This is a genomic window from Limnohabitans sp. JirII-31, assembly GCF_002778315.1.
Classification (GTDB): Bacteria; Pseudomonadota; Gammaproteobacteria; order Burkholderiales; family Burkholderiaceae_C; genus Limnohabitans.
Genome location: NZ_NESA01000002.1, coordinates 230,001 through 248,376, shown reverse-complemented (window position 1 = coordinate 248,376; position 18,376 = coordinate 230,001). Strand labels below are relative to the sequence as shown.

Here is an 18,376-nt window from a genome sequence, read left to right as displayed (position 1 = left end):
TCCCGCACAGTGTTCAAGTTCTTTCCGCCTTGGTTATCCTGACGCAAAGGAGACACACATGGAACTTTTAACCGACCCACAAGCGTGGATCGCATTCGCCACCCTCACCCTGTTAGAGCTGGTGCTGGGCATAGACAACATCATCTTCATTTCCATCCTGGTCGACAAACTGCCACGCGCCAAACAAGAAGTGGCGCGACGCATTGGCCTGTTCATGGCCATGTTCATGCGCATTGGTTTGCTGCTGGTGCTGGCCTGGATCGTCGGCTTGGTCGAACCCCTGTTCAACATCTTCGGTCACCCCATCTCCGGGCGCGACATCATCTTGATCCTCGGTGGCTTGTTCTTGATCTGGAAAAGCACCGGCGAAATTCATCAGTCCTTAGAGGGCGAAGAAGACCACATGAACAGTAACGTCAAAGCCACCCTGACCAGCGTGGTGCTGCAAATCATGGTGATCGACTTGGTGTTTTCGCTCGACTCCATCATCACCGCCGTGGGCATGGTCGATGAAGTGGCCATCATGATTGCCGCAGTTGTGGCGTCGGTCGGTTTGATGATGCTGTTCGCCAGCGCCATCGGCCAGTTTGTGTCGCGCCACCCATCCATCAAAATGCTCGCCCTCACCTTCTTGGTCGTCGTCGGTGTGGTGCTGGTGGCCGAAGGCTTTGGTCACCACGTGCCCAAGGGCTACATCTACTTCGCCATGGCGTTCTCGCTGATGGTGGAGATGCTCAACATCCGCTTTCGCAAACGCGCCTCCAGCGTGGTGCGCCTGCATCAAAACCACATCCCGGGCGAGTGAATGTCTGCGCCACACAGCTTCAAAGGCAACAAACAATCCCTGCCCAGCAAGCTGTGCGCGGTGTGTCAACGGCCCATGACCTGGCGCAAGGCCTGGGCCAAAAACTGGGAACACGTGCTGTACTGCTCTGACGCCTGTCGCGCCCAAAAGAAGACCGCCCCATGAGCCACACTGCGCTGCGCCATTTGGTGATCGTGCTGGGCGACCAGCTCAACCTCGACGCCACCGCCCTGCACGACTTCGACCCGAGCTGCGACGCAGTGTGGATGGCCGAGGCGATGCAAGAGTCCACCCACATCCCCTCGTCCAAGCAACGCACCACCGTCTTCTTGAGCGCCATGCGCCACTTCGCGCAGACCCTGCGTGCGCAAGGCTGGCCACTGCACTACACCGCGCTCGATACGCCTGACGCACCCAGCACCTTGGCCGATGCTTTGAACCGCGCCATTGAACAACTGCGCCCCCAAGCCCTGGTGCTCACCGCCCCCGGCGACTGGCGTGTGCTGCAAGACTTGCGCGCCGTGGCACGCGCGCACGCGCTGCCCTTGCAACTGCGTGACGACCTGCACTTCTTCAGCACCGTGCGCGAATTTGCCGAACACGCCAAAGGCCGCAAACAACTGCGGCTTGAATACTGGTACCGCGCCCTGCGCCAAAAAACCGGCATCTTGATGGTCGACGGCAAACCCGTGGGCGGGCAGTGGAACTTCGATGCCGACAACCGCGCCTCATTTGGCAAACAAGGTCCACCGCCCATCCCCGCCCCCCAGCGCTTTGCACCAGACACCATCACCCAAGACGTGATGGCCTTGGTCAACTCCCAACTCGCACACCACCCCGGCCACCTGAGCAGCTTTGGCTGGCCCGTCACCCGCGACGATGCGCTGCTGGCCCTGCAAGGCTTCATCACGCAACGCCTGCCGCTCTTTGGGCAATACCAAGACGCCATGTGGGAGGGCGAAGTGTGGCTTTACCACTCGCATCTGTCGTGCGCACTCAACCTCAAGCTGCTCAACCCACGCGAAGTGGTGCAAGCGGCTGTAGACGCCTACACACAAGGCCTGGCACCTCTGCCAGCGGTAGAAGGGTTTGTTCGCCAAATCTTGGGGTGGCGCGAATATGTGCGCGGCATTTACTGGACGCACATGCCCGAGTACTTAGAGCGCAACACGCTCAACGCACAGGCCGAGCTGCCCGCGTTTTATTGGACGGGCGACACCGACATGGCGTGCCTGCGCGACGCCATTGGCCAGACCTTGCAGCATGGCTACGCCCACCACATCCAACGCCTCATGGTGACCGGCTTGTACGCCTTGCTGCTGGGCGTGAAACCGCAAGCCGTGCACGCCTGGTACTTGGGTGTGTACGTGGACGCCGTGGAGTGGGTAGAACTGCCCAACACCTTGGGCATGAGCCAGTTTGCCGACGGGGGCCTCATGGCCAGCAAACCCTACGCCGCCAGCGGCAAATACATTCAACGCATGAGCAACCACTGCCAGGGTTGCCGCTACGACCCCGCACAGTCCACCGGCGCACGGGCCTGCCCCATCACCACCCTGTACTGGGACTTCTTGATGCGCCACGCCGACACCTTGGCCAAAAACCCACGCATGGTGATGCAAGTCAACAACCTCAAGCGCCTGACACCCGAGCAGCGGGAGGCTATTGCGGCGCAGGCGTTGGCGCATAAAACGGTTTGATTGACTTTTGTAGAAAAGCACGTAAAAATACACTAAATAAAGCACTTAATACCATGTCTATCACTCAAGCCATCTTCGCTCGTAACACCGTCAGCATGACCGACTTACGTCGTAACCCAAGCGGGGTCATTGACGTGGCTGAACAGTCACCTGTGGCTGTTCTCAATCACAACAAGCCCACGGCTTATTTGATTTCTGCTGTGGCTTATGAAGACATGATGGAGCGGCTTGAAGACGCAGAGTTGACCAAAATTGTCAAAGCCCGCTCTGGCGGTAAAACGGTCAAGGTGAAACTTGAAGACCTATAGCCTTGAGTTTCATGTCAGTGCCTGGAAAGAGTGGCGCAAACTGGATGGCTCAATTCGCACGCTGTTTCAAAAACAATTGGCCAAACGGCTTGCCAGCCCCCATGTGCCCTCTGCCCAATTGCGTGGTGAACTGCACAACACCTACAAAATCAAACTGCATGATGTGGGCTACCGCTTGGTCTACGAAGTGATTGACCAACGCTTGGTGGTGATCGTGATCTCTGTCGGGCGACGAGACCATCATGATGTTTACATCAAGGCGTCGCAACGGAAGTAAGTTTTCTCATTTGTCACGGTTGCTCTGTGAGTGCATACACCGATTGAAAAGTCATTGGCTGATCACTGAGCTTTAGGTTTGCACATCTCGTGACGGTTTTAGGCGGCGGATTCAACCGGTCAGTGCAACACATTCGCTGAACATCTCAGCTGGTGTATGGAAGCCGAGTGTTTTGCCTAGTCTCTTATTTAATTATCGTGCAATCGCATTGAGCTGAAGTTGCGAGTAGCCGGACAGATTCACGCCCTTGGGCAGGTACTGTCTAAGCAGTCCATTCGTGTTCTCGTTGCTGCCGCGTTGCCAAGGGCTTTGCGGATCGCAGAACTAGACCTGGATGTCTGTGGCCATCGTGGATCGCTCACTGCAGATCGCCAATATCGATCACGTCCAATGCGCCGTTATTGATAGCATGTCGGAGAACACGCGACGCACCGCCCCGCTCCTCAGATGAGTAGATCTCCAAGACCTGCTCTGCTCGGCTTGCTCCTAAGTAGACCGTTGAAACGAATCGGCGCAGGCTGCCTGTCGAGTAGGGACCCTCCTCAACCTCGCCGTCGTTCACCTCGATGAGGTAGACCGTATCGAATTGAACACCCGCAACGAAGTCTGGCATGCTGAAGACGAAGCGCTTTCCAGCGTGGCGAAGCCCTGACAACTGCTCCCTGTCGGAAATCGGCAGGAACCAGTCGCGGTATTCGCCAGCCTCTGAATATCTTTTGAAGAGCGCTTCACTGGCGCACAGCACCGCCACGCGCTTTCCCTTCTGTAGCGATTTAGCCCTGTCGCGAGCACGAGGGAAGACACAGTTCCAAATGTCCAAGGTGCTCTTCGCCCGAACCAAGATGGGCCTCTCACCGCTTTGCTTCATGCTTCCCAGGCCAATCGGTCGCCAGTCAAATCCGAGCTCTTCTGAGATGCCCGCTGCTGGAAAACCTTGATCAATCCATTCTAAAACCCGTGCGATCTCCGGCGTATACCGGAAGCCCTCGGTCAGTTCGAATCTCTCGGTCTCGCCGAGTCGCATGTCGCGCGACAGCCCGGCCACCCCGCCGGAGACGTCGTTCAAGCCATTGAACGTGTCGCGAACGCTCTGCTTGCTATCGTAGGCCATGATCACAACAGGTGCCTTAGAGTCGTCGCGCATTAGGTGATGCAGCGTCATCCGCTCCTGTCGATTGAACAGGTGAAGTTCATCGACAAAGACTGTGTCGAATCCCTCTCGGTGCCTGATGTTGTCCCACCGATTGCTATCGAGGAACCCTAGGTAGTCGGCAATCATTTGATCAGCGCCAAGAACCCCCACCCCCTTCAAGAAGGTACGGAAGCGGTCGTAGATCATGAGGATAACCCGCCGATCCTCGATGTCTGGCAAGTACATCATCCATGCCTTCCTGGGCTCGTTGAGATAGCGCTCTCGCCGCTGCGCAGACTGGCGCACGCCATCCGCCTCGAGAACGCACGCGATCTCGTTCGCAACCTCCCTCGCGAACGTTCGGAATGCTGGCGTGCCGCGGATGCTCGACATCCCTTTGCAGAACCCTTCGCTGCATCTCGACTTGGCAGTAACCCAGTCGCTGCGCTGGACGTGCTCGATCTCTGCTTCGATCGCCTCCAACTGCAGGGCACGTCCCTCCAGGCCATCAGAGGACAGCGGTTCAAGGCCGTCAAGGTCGTACTTCATCGCCTCGTTGGCGAGTTCCTGCAGCGTGCAAATCTTCAAGTACGATGCTTTGGATCTGGCCATGATGCCCTCGTGATCCATAGATGCGATTGCCTGAGTAATCAACTCAACCGTCGCCTGGCTGTGCGTTAGGAACAACGAGCGATAACCTTCCGTGCCATTCATGTGCTTCCTAAGCTCGCTTACACATTTCACTACAAGCGAGAGCGTCTTGCCGGTACCAGCCGCTCCCACCAATCGCAAGCTCTTTGTCAACGACACCTTCACGAAATCAAGCTGCCGCTGCGTCAGCAGGCCATCCAGCCAAGCATCAAGGCTGCGTCCAAGCGTCACTCGATTTGCCAGTTCGGGAAGCTCGACCCTGGTGTCGTCGCCACGTACTGGCGTTGGTAGTCTCGACAGCATCGCAATTACCGCGTCGTCCAGCCCGGCGACCGCAGCGTCGAATGCGTTGTAATCGATCTCCGCGCGATACAAGTCGCGCTTCTCGCGGCTGATGTCATAAGCAAACGCGTGCTTAGTGCCATGTGGATTCAAATCAGCCTCTATGCGCGCATGCTCTCCGGATGCGCCGCTATTGGAGCGAAACGAGACCAAGCTCTCTGCGTGATACGGTGACCAGGAAATTGGCAGTGGATGCCGCCCGGATTTCGACTCGGATCGACCAAATCGAACCAGACGGAGGAACGCCTCTGGCCTGTGCTTTGGTGCAAGCGCGTCAAATAGGCCTTTCTTCTTGATCTCGATGACCAGTAGATTCGAGTCGGCGTCTGCCTTTGGACCAAGAAAATAGATGGTATCGCCGACCTCTACACGAGCCACTCCCTCCGGAAGCGAATCTTCTGACCACGTTGTAAACCAGTCGAGATCAAAGTCAAAACCGGCCTGAAGCCGGTCCAGTGCCGACGAGTCAATAGCAATCGCGTTTGTCATTTCTGTTCTCCCATTTCTGCTTTGATCTGATCGGCGATTATTTCGAAAGCAGCGTCACGATCTTGTTCGTATGCCTTGGGCATTCCTATCCTTGCGAAGAGCATGCCGAACTGTTGGGCCAGAGCGTGGCGAAAGGTTGGGCCGAGGCGGCCAACACGTACGAAACTGTTTTCAAAATCTTTCGCGTCATCCATTGATGTGAAGCTGCGATTGAATGGAATGAAAGTTAACGCTTGCAGTTTCGCAACGAATCCTAAACCTGGCTCACCTGGGACGCAGGAGACATAGAAGAGGTCAAACGGGAGTTTTTTGGGACTTAGCGCTCCAAGCACCGTTTTAAATTGTGTGCTTCTGGTGGTTGATTGTGCCTGCAGGACGCACAAGGCGTCGATTGCTGAGTAGCGATCTGTCGGGGCGTCAATGAAGCTTTGTGCCGCCTGTAGCGCCGCACTTTCTCGCTTGATGAAACTCTTCTCACCATCGACAGACAAGTTCAGCTCAGCCTCAATCTCTTCGGGCTTAGATGCCAAGATCCATGCTTGCACGCGTTCCTCGGATAGGGCGACGTTTCCTGGGTCCTTCAGACACCAGCGCTCGTTAACCCATTGGGCAGCCTTCTCAAAACGCTTCTTCATCTGCACCCGCGCCAAGTTCCGCGCGTGCTCGCCGAGGACGTAATCGGCCAGAGGGCCTAGCTGGACACACGCCAGACCTGCGTCACCAAACTTTTCGTTGGCGATGTCACAGTCGGCGGTAACGACGATAGCCAATGTTATGTGCCCGTCCCCACGTACTCGCTTTAATACGTCGCCTTGCCGCACAGGCAAAGCTGCATCGACATATTCGCAATCTTGCATGTTCTCCCCTAGTTTATTGTTGCGTTCTACGCTTGTTCATAACCTACGCGAACACCGACCTCCTCCAACTCTTGCAGCACCGAGCGTTTGAATACAACGGACATCATTGCAAAGCGGAACAGGGTTACCCACAACAAAGCAGACGCTGATCTACGACCGCTCCTGGCCGATAGCTGTCGCTCAAACAGCATAAGTCGAAGACCACAACCGCTGCACACTATTCTTCAACCATAGTCGACTCACCAACCTAATTGGGTAGGTAACACCCCCTCACAATACAAACCGTTACCCAGCATTCCCTCCCCCACACATAAACTCCCCGCCAACAAAACCAGGAGCCCCCGTGAACACCACCTCAACAAAAGCGGCCAACAAACTGCTCGTACAACACTGGCAAGAAGGCACCACCTTGGCAGCCTTGCCACCGGCCCTGCGCCCCACCGAACGCGCGCAAGGCTATGCCATACAAGCGCAACTCGAAGCGCTCAGCCCGCAACCCTTGTTTGGCTGGAAGATCGCCGCCACCAGCACAGCCGGTCAACAACACATTGGCATCGACGGGCCCATTGCAGGCCGCCTGCTGGCCGAGATGGTTTACGCAAATGGCGACACACTGCCCTTCGGCGCCAACCGCATGCGCGTGGCAGAAGCCGAGTTTGCTTTTCGCATGGGGCACGATCTGCCGCCGCGTGCAACGCCCTATGCACTTGGCGAAGTGCTCGATGCGGTGTCAGCGCTGTACCTGGCCATCGAGGTGCCCGACTCCCGCTATACCGACTTCGCCACGGTGGGCGCTGCGCAGCTGATTGCCGACAACGCCTGCGGCCACCAATTTGTGCTCGGCCCTCAAGCGCCAGACCTGTGGCGACAACTCGACTTGGCGTCGCACCGCGTCGTCGGCAAGGTGGGGCAACGGCTTGAGCGCGAGGGCATCGGTGCCAACGTGCTGGGCGACCAGCGCATCGCACTCACCTGGCTCGCCAACGAACTGTCCACATTGGGTATCACCTTGGCAGCAGGCCAAACCGTGACCACCGGCACATGCCTGGTTCCGCTTGAGTTCGAACCGCAAGACACGGTGTCGATGGATTTTGGTGTGCTGGGGCAGGTGAGTTGCGGCTTCAGCGCAGCGTGATGCCCACAGCGTGTTTTGAATGGCTGAACTTGCATAGCATTTGCAACACAATCAACGCATGAAAACAGCCACACTTCCACCCATCCGTGTTGCCCCTGACTTTCGGCTCGAACTCGAAGCCAAGCTGGTAAATGCCAAAAAAATCAAGGCGCGGCGCGGCGGATAACTTACCGAGTTTTGTTCAGCAAAGCGGTAGCAGAAGATTTGGAGCAACTGTTTGACTTCGCGCTGCAACGTGAATTGAACAGTGCAACGGGCGACCTCAACATTGCGGACAAAGCGGTGCAAGCCATCAAAGACGGCATCGCATTTTTGACCACCTCTCCATTTGCCTGTCGCAAGGTAGGCGCTAGTTCTTTTGTTCGTGAACTAACCAACTGACTTACTGGCAACACTTGCCTCATGTGGCAAAATATGACCTATCAAAATGATAGGTCGAAATCTTGGGAACTCCCTCTGATCGTCAACTTGAACGCCACATTCGGCAGTCTGCCAAAGACTCAACCCATGTGATCTTCACCACGCATGCGCGTAAACGCATGCGTGAGCGGTATATCAATGATCCGATGGTTCTTGAAGTGCTGCGAATGGGTAGCTTTGCGCTACCACCTGAGCCAGACATAAAGCATCCGGGGCTGCTGTGCCGAATACAACGGTTTGTTGCAGGTATGCAAGTAGCAGTTGTTGTGTACGTGGAGTACCCAGCAACAGATTTGGTCATCGTGACCGTGATGGACGTCAAAAAGGACTGATATGTACCACTACACAGACGGCGGGCTGCGCAACGTGTGGCTGGCCAACGGCTATGAAATCAAGAAGACCGCTTACGGTGAAGGCGTGTCTTTTCACAACTTGGATGGCCTGACCCGTTCCATCTGCATGGCCTTGACCCGCAAAGCGTCACCCGTCACTGGCGCGGAGTTTCGCTACATCCGAAGCGCTGGTATGTTGCTATCGCAACCTGCCTTGGGCAAGTTAATGGGCATTGACGGGCAATCCGTGGCGCGTTGGGAGAAAACCAGCAAAGTGCCGCTGTGGGCAGACAAGCTGGTTCGGCTTCTGTACACCGCGCAAGCTCAAGGCCATGAGCCCATCGCCAAAGCTGTTGAACGTATCAAGACCGTCGAGCGTCTAGTGAAACAGAAAATTGTGGTGCGAGAGTCGCGCGGACAATGGCGACCCAGCCTGCAAGACGATGACCTGTTGACCCACTGAGTCGGGCATGCAATCTGGCGATTGCATCAGCCCCACTCACTCGTAACGCTTGCCCTGCGCCAGCAACTCAGGCGTGCCAATCACCGCGTTCAGGCCGTCAAAGTCGAGCATCTGGTGTTGCCACGGCAGGGTGGTTTGGTGTTGGTGCAAGCTGGCGTAATAGCCTTGCAGGGTATGTGCCACCGCGCGTGCGGTGCCGCCCGGAAAAATCACAATCTTGTAGCCGCGTTGTCCCAACACATCGGCGCTTTGCACCGGGGTTTTGCCACCCTCCACCATGTTGGCCAGCATGGGCACGCGGTGCGCAAACTGTTGGCAAGCGGTGTTCATTTGCTCGGGGCTGCGCACGGCTTCGATGAACAAGGCGTCCACGCCGCACGCCAGGTAGCGCTCGGCGCGTTCCAGCGCAGCGTCAAAGCCTTCCACCGCCACCGCATCGGTGCGCGCCAAGATCAAGGTGTCTGACGAATGCCGTGCATCCAGCGCAGCGCGCAGCTTGCCTTCCATCTCGGCCACGGGCACCACGCCTTTGCCATCCAAATGGCCGCAGCGCTTGGGGAAGGTTTGGTCTTCCAGTTGAATCATGGCCGCGCCTGCACGCTCAAACTCGCGCACGGTGCGCTGCGTGTTCAAGGCGTTGCCAAAGCCGGTGTCGGCATCCACGATCACGGGCACGCGCACGCGGTCGGTGATGTGCGCCAAGGTGTGCGCCACCTCGCTGGCCGTGGTCAAGCCAATGTCAGAGCGACCGAGCAAGGTGTAGGCCACCGAGGCACCCGACAAGTACAGCGCCTCAAAGCCCGCTTGCTCAGCAATCAAGGCACTGAAAGCGTCGTACACACCGGGGGCCAGCAACACATCGGGCTGGTTCAAACGTTGTTTCAAATTCACGGCGTGTCTCCCTCAATCTTGTGCGGTGGCCTGCGCCACCTGATGTGCAGCGGTCTGTGCCGCAATAAAGCCGCCCGCAATGGCGCTGAGCAACCCATTGCCCGACAAATAGCCCCACACCGCATCGCCCGACACACCGCGCGCCGCGCCCCCTGCGGCCAGCAGGTTGGGCAAGGCGCTGCCGTCGGGGCGCAGCACTTGGCATTGGGCATTGATGTCGAGCCCACCTTGCGTATGGAACAAAGCGCCGGTCACACGGATGGCATGAAAGGGGGCCTCCAAGCTGCGCTTGAAGTGGCGGCCTGTGACCGGGTCTTGGCCCTCGTGCACGGCGTCCAAGGTGTGGCGCAAGGTGTCTACCGGGCAACCGATGTGTTGCGCCAGCGCCGCCACATCGGGCAAGGTGTGCACCGCACCCGCCGCTTGTGCGTCACGAAAATCAGGGAAGTCTTGGGCAAAAGCGAGCAAGCGGTCGTCGAACACATTCCACGCGGTGCCACCCGGTTGCGCCAGCACATGCACCGCCGCTTCAGAGTAGCCCTGGGTTTCGTCATGAAAGCGCGCGCCCAAGGCGTTGATTTGCACCCCACCTTCCATCATCAACGCCCACGAAATCAAAGCGCCTTGCGGCACGGCCCACGAGCCGTGGCCTTGGTAGCCACCCAGGTCGGCCAGTTGCGCGCCCATTTGTTGGCCCCAGGCGATGGCGCTGCCATCGTTGCCCGTGTGGCCGGCATACAGCGCATCGCGCATCTCGGGCAGCAAAGTACTCACCAGCTCGGCGTTGCCACCAAAGCCGTTGCAGGCCAGCAGCACGCTGTCGCAGCTGAGTTGCTCCAGTTGCCCGTCAGGGCGCACAAAGCCCAGGCCCAGCACTTGGTCGGCGTGGTTCACATACAGCGTGCTCACCTGTGCTTCGGTCAGCACCACCACGCCTGCCGCTTCGGCGGCATTGTGCAAACGCATCATCAAACCGGCGCCGGTTTTTTCGGGCACGGCATGCATGCGGTGCACGCTGTGGCCGGGGTACAAAAACGTGTCGAGCACCTGCCACGGCACACCGTGGTGGTGTGCCAGCGCGTCCATGGCTGGGCCAATGGCGCGGCTGTAGGCGTCCACCAGCACCGGTGACGCACGGCCATGGGCCTTGGCTTGAATGTCTTGCGCAAACAGCGCCGGCGAATCGCTGATGCCTTGCGCCTGCTGCGCCTGGGTGGCCGCTGCGGGCACAAAGCCCGACGACAACGCGGTCGACCCGGTGGGCAAAGCATCGCGCTCCAGCACCACACAGTCCACGCCCAGTTGGCTCAGGGTCAGCGCAGCGGTGAGGCCACAGGCCCCGCCGCCCACAATGGCCACCGCCGTGTGCACTGGCGCAGAAAAACTGGCAACACGTTCAACCGTGGGGCTCATAGCGTGGTCAAGAATTGGGCGCAGGTCATCACCTCGGCCACCGACGCCATGTCGGTCAGCGCGGCTTGGTGCGCAGCCTCAGAAAAAGTCGCACAGCCGTCACTCAGCACCACGGTGCGGTAGTCGCGCATGTGGGCGTCGCGCACCGTGCTGGCCACGCCACCGTTGGTGACAATGCCGCACACCACCACCGTGTCCACGCCCGCGCGGCGCAGCACCCAGTCGAGCTGGGTGTTGAAGAAGGCCGAATACGCCACCTTGCACACCGACACATCCACCCACGGTGCAATGGCCGCCACATTGGCTTGGCCCCAGCTGCCGGGCGCAAAGTCACCCGCACGCAAAAACGGGCGGCGCTCCAGCAGGTGTGGCGAGATCATGGGCTGCCCCTCGGCATCGGGCCACAAGGTGAACAAGCTGGCGGCCACCATACCGTGGTGGTGCTTGACCGCCTCGGCCACGGGCGCCAAACGCTGGGGCAGCAACAAGGCCTCGGGGCTCACGGTGTTGCCGCGTGCGTAGGCGCCCTCGGGCGCCAGAAAGTCGTTTTGCAAATCCACCACCACCAACGCGATGCGGCGTGTTGTGGCGGGGCTGTGGCTCAGGCTCATGCGGCGTTCCTTTCCACCAACAAGTTGCCCAGCGTGTCCACACGGGCGCTGAAGCCGGGCTCCAGCCACACCGTGGTGTCGGTCTGTTCCAGAATGGCCGGGCCGGCCACTTGGGCGCCCACGGGCAAGTCCAAACGCGCATAGCGCTGGGCGTCCCACCATTGGCCGGCGTGGTACACGCGCTGCACGCCCAGCGACGCGGTGCTGCCCGCGCCCTTGGGGGCCAGCACGGCCAGGTCGAACTTGGGACGCACGCCAATGCGGGCGTAGCGCAGGTTCATCACACGAATGGCCATGCCGGTGAGCACACGGCCAAACGACGCCGCATAGGCTTTTTCAAACGCAGCTTGAATGCTCTCGCGGCTGATGTCGGCCGGGTTCAAGGGGACTTGCAAGGTGTGGGTCTGGCCCATGTAGAGCATGTCCAAGGCCACCACTTCTTGCACACGCTCAAAGCGCACGCCCGCGGAGTCCAGGCGTTTTTGGCAAGCCTCGGCCAAGTCGGCCAAGCGCGATTTCAGTTGCGCCAAGTCCAAGTCGAGCAGCGACTTGTTGAGGGTCTGCACAGCGTCGTGGCGCATGTCGGCCATCACGCAGCCCAAGGCCGAGGTGACGCCGGGGTAACGCGGCACGATGCCGGTGGTCACGCCCACCTCGCGCATCATGGCGCACACATGCAAGGCACCGCCGCCACCAAACGGCATGTAGGCAAACTGGCGTGGGTCGTGGCCACGCTCGATCGACACCACGCGAATGGCACCGGCCATCTTGGCGTTGGCGACCGTGAGCATGGCTTCGGCAGCGGCCAACACCTCCAACCCCAAGGGCGTGGCCACATGGGTTTGAATGGCCAGCTCAGCGGCCTTGGCGTCGAGCGCTTGCAACAAGCCACCGCCCAAAGGACGGTCTGCGGCAATGCGCCCCAACACCACGTTGGCGTCGGTCACGGTGGGTCGCGTGTTGCCACGTCCGTAGCACACCGGCCCCGGAATGCTGCCTGCCGACTCGGGGCCCACTTGCAACATGCCACTGGCGTCGACCGACGCGATCGAGCCGCCACCGGCACCGATGGTTTCAATTTGAATCATGGGCGAGCGCACCACCAGCCCAAACTCAATCGAGGTTTGCGCCGCCAACGAGGCTTCGCCCTCGGCCACCAGCGACACGTCAAACGAGGTGCCACCCATGTCACCCGTGATCACGTTGGGATAGCCCGAGGCACGCGCCACCGCCGCACAGGCAATCACGCCTGCGGCGGGGCCCGAGAGGGCCGTGCGCACCGGCACATCGCACGCGGTCTCGCGCGACATCACGCCGCCGTTGCTTTGCACAATCAACAGCTCACCGCTGAAGCCCTGGGTGCGCAAGTCGTCTTCCAGCTTGGCCAAGTAACTGCCCACCACGGGCTGCAAGGCCGCGTTCAAGGTGGCGGTGGAGCAGCGCTCGAACTCGCGAATTTCGGGCAGCACTTCGCTGGCCGAGGTCACATAGGGGTTGGGCCACATGGCACGCACAGCGGCCACGGCCTGTTGTTCGTTGACGGGGTTGGCATAGGCGTTGATGAAAAACACGCACACCGCTTCGCAGCCCGCATCCAACAGCGCTTGGGTTTGGGCTCGCACTTGGGCCAAGTCCACCGCCGTGTGCAAGCTGCCGTCGGCCAACACGCGTTCGTCCACTTCCAGGCGCAGGTCACGCGGCACCACGGGGGTGAAGCTGCCGCGCAGTCCCCAGGTTTGGGGTCGGTCGCGGCGGCGCATTTCCAACACATCGCGAAAGCCGCGTGTGGTGATGATGCCGGTGCGGGCCACCTTGCGCTCCAACAGCGCGTTGGTGCCCACGGTGGTGCCGTGCACGATGGTGGCCAAGGTCGAGGCCACACCGGCTGCTGAACCACTGGCGGTGGCGGTGGCGGTGGGCGCATTGCCCTCGCTCACGCGCACCACGCCGTTCATGAAGCCACGGGCTTCTTCGCCACGGGTCGAGGGCACTTTGACAATGCGGGCCGAGCCATCGCGCTCGTCGAGCACAAACAAGTCGGTGAACGTACCGCCCACATCGACACCCACCACCAGGTGTGGGGTGACAGACTGTTGCGTACTCATGGTTTGACCTTTGAAGAAGTGGTGTTCGAATCGCTGACGTAACCCAGCGCTAAGTCGTGTGCACGCGCCGCAGCGTCACGCCCAGCAGCGGGGCCCCAGCCGCCGCCGCCAGGGGTTTCCAGACGCACACGCTCGCCTTTTTTGAGTTGGATGCCAAGCATCTTGGAGACCATGGGTGGCTTGCACCACTGGCCGTTGTGCTGGTACGAAAACACGTTGGGCAAAGCGTTGCCGCCGCCTGCAATGCCCTTGGGTGGCGCTTTGCCACGCTCACCGAAGATGAAGGCCTCGGCGCTTTCTTCGAGCAGCTCAATTTCGTACACCGCGCCCAAGCCACCGCGGTGTGTGCCGTCGCCGCCTGAGTTGGCGCGCAGCGACCATTCGGTGAAACGCACCGGATACGCGGCCTCCAAAATTTCCAGTGGCGGAATGGTGGCGGTCGAGATGGGCGCGTTGCTGTGGCTCAGGCCGTCCCCCGTGCTGTGGCCACCATGGCCCCCGCCAAAGAAGCTGAACATCACCCAGCGCTGGCCTTTGCGTGCGGCATCGGTGCGGTGCCCGGCAATGGACAAGGCGTTGATGGTGCCGTAGGCATGGGCCACGGCACGGTTGGGGTCGGCCAAGGCGGTGGCGCTGAAGATCACATCGATCATGCGCAAAATGGTTTCGGTGTAGCCCCCCACCGGGCGTGGGCGCTCGGCGGTGATCACCAAGCCGTCGGGCAACACAAAGTCCACCGCATCCAGCACACCGGCGTTGGCCGGCACATCCGGGAACACGTGCTTGAGCGCCACATAGCAAGCCGCCACCGCAGTAGCGCGCGAGATGTTCACCGGGCCTGCGCACTGGGGCGAGGTGCGCGAAAAATCCAGCGTCATGCGGTCGCCCTGGACCGTCATGTCCAAGGCGATGGTGAGTAATTCGTCTTTCACGCCGTCGTTGTCGAGCACGTCTTCAAAGCTGTAGCGCCCATCGGGCAGGTTTTGAATGTGCGCGCGCATCAGCACCAGGGCACGTTTGCGCAACTCGCCCATGGCTTGCAGCACCACGGCGTCGCCGTATTCGTCGAGCAGTCCGTCCAGGCGTTTGACACCCAGCTCCAGCGCCGAGAGTTGGCCGTTCAAGTCGCCCCACAAGCTGTCGGGCAAGCGCGTGTTGGCGCGCAAGATGGCCAGCACATCGCCGTCGAGCTGGCCTTGGCGCACGATGCGCACGGGCGGAATTTGCACCGCCTCTTGCCAGCACTCGGTGGCCGCCGGGTTGTAGTTGCCGGGCACGGCACCGCCCACGTCATGCCAGTGCGCGGCAGAGGCCAAGTAGCAAAACAGCTGGCCGTTGCGAAAGAAGGGGCGCACCAGCTTGAAGTCGTTGGCATGGGTGCCGCCTTCGTAGGGGTCGTTGAACAACCAGGTGTCACCGTCGACCATGCCGCCGCGCTCTTGCGCCACCCGTGCGGCCGCACGCACAGCAAACGCCATGGCGCCCACAAACACGGGCAAGCCCGATTTGCCTTGCACCAAGGTGTCGCCACTTTGGGCGTCGTACAGGCCGTGGCAGGCGTCGTGCGCCTCGGCAATGATGGGGTTGAACGCGCTGCGGTACAGCGTGGCGTCCATCTCATCGGCGATTTGTTCCAAACGCCCCTTGAGCACGGCGAGCGTGACGGGGTCGAGGGTGGTTGCAGCGGTGTGTTCACGCATGGTGTATTCCTTGGCTGCGTTGTTTCAAGACATTCATCAAACCTCCGGCATGGACCATGTCCATTAAAAAATCAGGAATTGGCTGGCAGGGCAACACGCTGCCATCGGCACGTTGCACGCCTGCGCTCACCAGCGTGACCGCATCGCCCTCTTGCAACTGCTCGGCCTCGGCGCAGGTCAGCAAGAGCAGCCCGAGGTTGAACGCGTTGCGAAAAAACAAACCACTGAACGACGGGGCCACCACCGCACGTACGCCCAGGTGCACCAGCGCACCCGCAGCTTGCTCACGCGAGGAGCCAATGCCAAAGTTGGGGCCGGCCACCAGCACATCGCCAGGGCGCACGCCCGCGGCAAAGTCGGGGCGCAGGGATTCGAGGCAGTGCTGGGCAATCACCTCGATGCCGTTTTTCATGTAGATGCCGGGGGCCAGCACATCGGTGTCCACATCGGCACCGAGCTTCCACACACGTGATGTCGTCGTCATAGCAGCTCCCGCACATCGCTGATGCGCCCACGCAAGGCCGAAGCCGCCACCGTCCAGGGCGACGCCAGGTACACCTGCACGCTGGCTGGGCCCATGCGTCCTTTGAAATTGCGTGCCGTGCTGGAAATGACAGTGGCCCCTTCTTCAAAGGTCGCGCCATAGCCCGCACACGCACCACAGCTGTTGGGCAGCACCTGGGCACCCGCATCGCGCAGCACTTGCATGACGCCTTCGCGCTCGGCCTGGGCTTGGTCGCGGGCGCTGGCAGGCGCCACCAGCAAACGCACGCCTTGCGCCACTTGGTGGCCGCGCAGCACCTGGGCGGCGGCACGCAAGTCTTCAAGCTTGGCCCCGGTGCAAGCCCCGATGTAGGCCACGTCCAGCGCCACATCGGCGTAGTCGCCCACGGCGCGCGTGTTGGCTGGGCTGTGGGGGGCCGCCACTTGCGGGCTCAAGCTGTTGGCGTCAAAGGCAAAGTCTTCGCAGTCGGCACCGGCATCGGTGTGCCACTGGTGCGCGTGTTGCAACGCGTCTTCAGGCACACCCACGCTGCGCAGGTAATCGCAAGTGGTGTCGTCCGCCGCAATCAGGCCGGCTTGCGCACCCATCTCGGCGCTCATGTTGGAGAGGGTCATGCGCTCTTGCATGCCCAAGCGCATCACGGCTTCGCCAGCAAACTCCACCGCTTGGTATTGGCCGCCGTTCATGCCAAAGCGCGCAATCATGTGCAGCATCATGTCTTTGGCGCACACGCCCGCCGCCAGTTGGCCGCGCCACAGCATGCGCAAGGTGCGAGGCACTTGCACCCAAATTTCACCGGTCACCACCACGCCCAGCATTTCGGTCGCGCCAATGCCAAACATGTAGGTGCCAAAGGCGCCGCCGGTGGGCGAATGCGAATCGCCGCCCACGCACAACATGCCGGGGCGCAAGTGGCCGCGCTCGGGCAACACCACGTGGCAAATGCCCTCCGAGTCAATCACGTTCGGCAAGCGCCACTCGCGGGCGGTGTCGCGCGCGATTTGCACAATGCGTTGGGCATCGGCGTCTTGCGCAGGCACGTAGTGGTCCATCACCAGCACCACTTTGGCAGGGTCCCAAATCTTGGCGCCCAAGTCGTCGAGCATGGGCTTCAAGCGACGTGGGCCTGAGGAGTCGTGGAACATGGCCAGGTCGACCTGGCAAGTCACCACCTCGCCCACGGCCACCTGCGCGCGGCCTGCGGCACGGGCGATGAGTTTTTGCGCCAGCGTTTGGGGCGCCTGGGCAGAAGAAGAAACGCGCGTCATTCGGGTTTGGCTCCAGAAAACTTCACCACCTCGCGCCAGCGCGCGATGTCGGCCACCACAAAGCGGGCAAAGTCTTGCGGGCTGTTGCCCACGGCGGTGGCACCTTCGGCTTCGATGCGACGGCGCACGTCCGGGCTTTGCACCGCCGCACGTGCCGCGTCGCTCCAGGTGCGCAACAGATCGGGCGGCATCTTGGCGGGTCCGAACAAACCAAACCAGGCGCTGGACTCAAAGCCCGGCAAGGTGTCGGCAATGGCGGGCACATCGGGCAGCGCGGCCAAGCGGTGTGGGCTGGTCACGCCCAAGGCTTTGAGCTTGCCCGCGCGCAGGTGTTGTTGCACATTGCCCACCGCGGCAAACATCAACTCCACCTGACCGGCCAACACGTCTTGCACCGCAGGTGCGGTGCCACGGTAAGGGATGTTGACGATGAAGACACCGGCTTTGAGCTTGAAGGCCTCGCCCGCCAAATGCAGCGACGAGCCCAAAGCCCCAATGGCGAAGTTGAGTTGGCCCGGCTTGGCTTTGGCCAAGGCCACCAACTCGGCCACGTTGTTGGCAGGCAAAGACGGGTGCGCTACCAACACCGACGGCGAGGTGGACACCATGGTGAGCGGTGTGAAGTCTTTCACCGGGTCGAACGGCAAGCGCGGGTACAGCGAGGCATTGATGGCGTGGCTGGTGAAGCTCATCAGCAAGGTTTGACCATCGGGCGCGGCACGGGCCACGGCTTCGGCAGCCAAGTTGCCACCGGCACCGGGACGGTTTTCCACCACCACGGTGCGGCCCAGTTGCTGACCCATGGCATGCGCCACGGCACGGGCCATGGTGTCGGTGCTGCCACCCGCAGGCGCGCCCACCAAAATGCGCACGGGGGCGGTGGGGCTGACACTTTGCGCCCACGCGCAAGTGGCGGCCAAGCCAGCCAGCAGACACCCCACACGTAAGTAGCGAAGGCAAGACATGGGCAAA

General features: G+C 60.7%; 19 protein-coding genes and 1 pseudogene. 9 read left to right on the top strand and 11 right to left on the bottom strand.

The features are described from left to right. The first annotated feature begins 58 nt into the window (after positions 1-58). The 5 genes from B9Z41_RS04735 to B9Z41_RS04715 are packed head-to-tail and all read left to right on the top strand — an operon-like array spanning position 59 to position 3,090. Entirely contained in the window at positions 59-805 is a 747-nt protein-coding gene (locus B9Z41_RS04735) for a TerC family protein (protein ID WP_100145579.1), read from the top strand. Next, positions 806-970, top strand: a complete 165-nt coding sequence (locus B9Z41_RS04730; RefSeq protein WP_100145577.1) for a DUF2256 domain-containing protein — start codon at positions 806-808, stop codon at positions 968-970. Then, positions 967-2,505, top strand: coding sequence for a cryptochrome/photolyase family protein (locus tag B9Z41_RS04725; protein ID WP_100145575.1), 1,539 nt, complete (start codon positions 967-969; stop codon positions 2,503-2,505). The genes B9Z41_RS04730 and B9Z41_RS04725 overlap by 4 nt, the downstream gene beginning before the upstream one ends. A gap of 53 nt (positions 2,506-2,558) precedes the next feature. Next, positions 2,559-2,813, top strand: a complete 255-nt coding sequence (locus B9Z41_RS04720; protein WP_100145573.1) for a type II toxin-antitoxin system prevent-host-death family antitoxin — start codon at positions 2,559-2,561, stop codon at positions 2,811-2,813. Continuing rightward, positions 2,800-3,090 (top strand): type II toxin-antitoxin system RelE/ParE family toxin, encoded by a 291-nt coding sequence (locus B9Z41_RS04715; protein ID WP_100145571.1) that lies wholly within the window; start codon positions 2,800-2,802, stop codon positions 3,088-3,090. Before B9Z41_RS04720 ends, B9Z41_RS04715 begins: the two co-directional genes overlap by 14 nt. A 111-nt stretch (positions 3,091-3,201) precedes the next feature. On the opposite strand, the pseudogene B9Z41_RS04710 reads toward B9Z41_RS04715, so the two are convergent. From B9Z41_RS04710 to B9Z41_RS04700, 3 genes and pseudogenes are all read right to left on the bottom strand, one after another. Continuing rightward, a pseudogene (locus B9Z41_RS04710) lies at positions 3,202-3,414 on the bottom strand (transposase); the annotation flags it as partial. A 34-nt stretch (positions 3,415-3,448) separates the two neighbouring features. Next, positions 3,449-5,704, bottom strand: coding sequence for a UvrD-helicase domain-containing protein (locus tag B9Z41_RS04705; protein ID WP_100145569.1), 2,256 nt, complete (start codon positions 5,702-5,704; stop codon positions 3,449-3,451). Continuing rightward, complete coding sequence (locus B9Z41_RS04700; protein ID WP_143474153.1) at positions 5,701-6,561, bottom strand: hypothetical protein; 861 nt, start codon at positions 6,559-6,561, stop codon at positions 5,701-5,703. Before B9Z41_RS04700 ends, B9Z41_RS04705 begins: the two co-directional genes overlap by 4 nt. A 343-nt stretch (positions 6,562-6,904) precedes the next feature. On the opposite strand from B9Z41_RS04700, the gene B9Z41_RS04695 reads away from it, so the two are divergent. From B9Z41_RS04695 to B9Z41_RS04680, 4 genes are all read left to right on the top strand, one after another. After that, positions 6,905-7,696 (top strand): 2-keto-4-pentenoate hydratase, encoded by a 792-nt coding sequence (locus B9Z41_RS04695; protein WP_100145565.1) that lies wholly within the window; start codon positions 6,905-6,907, stop codon positions 7,694-7,696. A 204-nt stretch (positions 7,697-7,900) separates the two neighbouring features. Next, a complete protein-coding gene (locus tag B9Z41_RS17030; protein WP_158236139.1) occupies positions 7,901-8,077 on the top strand; it encodes a hypothetical protein in 177 nt (58 codons plus the stop codon). Between the two features lie 62 nt (positions 8,078-8,139). Beyond that, on the top strand, positions 8,140-8,448 hold the full coding sequence (locus B9Z41_RS04685) for a DUF4258 domain-containing protein (RefSeq protein WP_143474152.1): 309 nt from the start codon (positions 8,140-8,142) through the stop codon (positions 8,446-8,448). 1 nt (position 8,449) lies between these two features. Next, positions 8,450-8,911, top strand: a complete 462-nt coding sequence (locus tag B9Z41_RS04680; protein ID WP_100145559.1) for a DNA-binding transcriptional regulator — start codon at positions 8,450-8,452, stop codon at positions 8,909-8,911. Positions 8,912-8,947: 36 nt separating this feature from the next. Here B9Z41_RS04680 and B9Z41_RS04675 read toward each other — a convergent pair whose 3' ends face one another. From B9Z41_RS04675 to B9Z41_RS04640, 8 genes are read right to left on the bottom strand one after another with little or no spacing between them, the layout of a single operon-like run. Then, positions 8,948-9,802 (bottom strand): oxaloacetate decarboxylase, encoded by an 855-nt coding sequence (locus B9Z41_RS04675; protein WP_100145557.1) that lies wholly within the window; start codon positions 9,800-9,802, stop codon positions 8,948-8,950. Positions 9,803-9,814: 12 nt separating this feature from the next. Then, on the bottom strand, positions 9,815-11,215 hold the full coding sequence (locus B9Z41_RS04670; RefSeq protein ID WP_100145555.1) for an FAD-dependent oxidoreductase: 1,401 nt from the start codon (positions 11,213-11,215) through the stop codon (positions 9,815-9,817). Further along, positions 11,212-11,826: a cysteine hydrolase family protein gene (locus tag B9Z41_RS04665; RefSeq protein WP_100145553.1), complete on the bottom strand. Its 615-nt coding sequence runs from the start codon at positions 11,824-11,826 to the stop codon at positions 11,212-11,214. Before B9Z41_RS04665 ends, B9Z41_RS04670 begins: the two co-directional genes overlap by 4 nt. Continuing rightward, positions 11,823-13,931: a hydantoinase/oxoprolinase family protein gene (locus B9Z41_RS04660; protein ID WP_100145551.1), complete on the bottom strand. Its 2,109-nt coding sequence runs from the start codon at positions 13,929-13,931 to the stop codon at positions 11,823-11,825. The genes B9Z41_RS04665 and B9Z41_RS04660 overlap by 4 nt, the downstream gene beginning before the upstream one ends. Next, on the bottom strand, positions 13,928-15,631 hold the full coding sequence (locus tag B9Z41_RS04655) for a hydantoinase B/oxoprolinase family protein (protein WP_100145549.1): 1,704 nt from the start codon (positions 15,629-15,631) through the stop codon (positions 13,928-13,930). Before B9Z41_RS04655 ends, B9Z41_RS04660 begins: the two co-directional genes overlap by 4 nt. Further along, positions 15,624-16,115 carry a 3-isopropylmalate dehydratase gene (locus B9Z41_RS04650; RefSeq protein WP_100145547.1) on the bottom strand — a complete coding sequence of 164 codons (492 nt, stop codon included), beginning with the start codon at positions 16,113-16,115 and terminating at the stop codon, positions 15,624-15,626. Before B9Z41_RS04650 ends, B9Z41_RS04655 begins: the two co-directional genes overlap by 8 nt. Continuing rightward, positions 16,112-17,404, bottom strand: a complete 1,293-nt coding sequence (locus B9Z41_RS04645) for a 3-isopropylmalate dehydratase large subunit (RefSeq protein WP_100145545.1) — start codon at positions 17,402-17,404, stop codon at positions 16,112-16,114. The genes B9Z41_RS04650 and B9Z41_RS04645 overlap by 4 nt, the downstream gene beginning before the upstream one ends. Then, positions 17,401-18,369: a tripartite tricarboxylate transporter substrate binding protein gene (locus B9Z41_RS04640; RefSeq protein ID WP_100145543.1), complete on the bottom strand. Its 969-nt coding sequence runs from the start codon at positions 18,367-18,369 to the stop codon at positions 17,401-17,403. Before B9Z41_RS04640 ends, B9Z41_RS04645 begins: the two co-directional genes overlap by 4 nt. Positions 18,370-18,376 lie beyond the last annotated feature (7 nt).

Bases quoted from the DNA above. Each gene is read 5' to 3' on its own strand.
- B9Z41_RS04665 (WP_100145553.1), bottom strand. From the start codon at position 11,826: ATGAGCCTGAGCCACAGCCCCGCCACAACACGCCGCATCGCGTTGGTG.
- B9Z41_RS04700 (WP_143474153.1), bottom strand. From the start codon at position 6,561: ATGCAAGATTGCGAATATGTCGATGCAGCTTTGCCTGTGCGGCAAGGC.
- B9Z41_RS04670 (WP_100145555.1), bottom strand. From the start codon at position 11,215: ATGAGCCCCACGGTTGAACGTGTTGCCAGTTTTTCTGCGCCAGTGCAC.
- B9Z41_RS04645 (WP_100145545.1), bottom strand. From the start codon at position 17,404: ATGACGCGCGTTTCTTCTTCTGCCCAGGCGCCCCAAACGCTGGCGCAA.
- B9Z41_RS04655 (WP_100145549.1), bottom strand. From the start codon at position 15,631: ATGCGTGAACACACCGCTGCAACCACCCTCGACCCCGTCACGCTCGCC.
- B9Z41_RS04730 (WP_100145577.1), top strand. From the start codon at position 806: ATGTCTGCGCCACACAGCTTCAAAGGCAACAAACAATCCCTGCCCAGC.
- B9Z41_RS04705 (WP_100145569.1), bottom strand. From the start codon at position 5,704: ATGACAAACGCGATTGCTATTGACTCGTCGGCACTGGACCGGCTTCAG.
- B9Z41_RS04660 (WP_100145551.1), bottom strand. From the start codon at position 13,931: ATGAGTACGCAACAGTCTGTCACCCCACACCTGGTGGTGGGTGTCGAT.
- B9Z41_RS04680 (WP_100145559.1), top strand. From the start codon at position 8,450: ATGTACCACTACACAGACGGCGGGCTGCGCAACGTGTGGCTGGCCAAC.
- B9Z41_RS04650 (WP_100145547.1), bottom strand. From the start codon at position 16,115: ATGACGACGACATCACGTGTGTGGAAGCTCGGTGCCGATGTGGACACC.
- B9Z41_RS04720 (WP_100145573.1), top strand. From the start codon at position 2,559: ATGTCTATCACTCAAGCCATCTTCGCTCGTAACACCGTCAGCATGACC.
- B9Z41_RS04640 (WP_100145543.1), bottom strand. From the start codon at position 18,369: ATGTCTTGCCTTCGCTACTTACGTGTGGGGTGTCTGCTGGCTGGCTTG.
- B9Z41_RS04735 (WP_100145579.1), top strand. From the start codon at position 59: ATGGAACTTTTAACCGACCCACAAGCGTGGATCGCATTCGCCACCCTC.
- B9Z41_RS04725 (WP_100145575.1), top strand. From the start codon at position 967: ATGAGCCACACTGCGCTGCGCCATTTGGTGATCGTGCTGGGCGACCAG.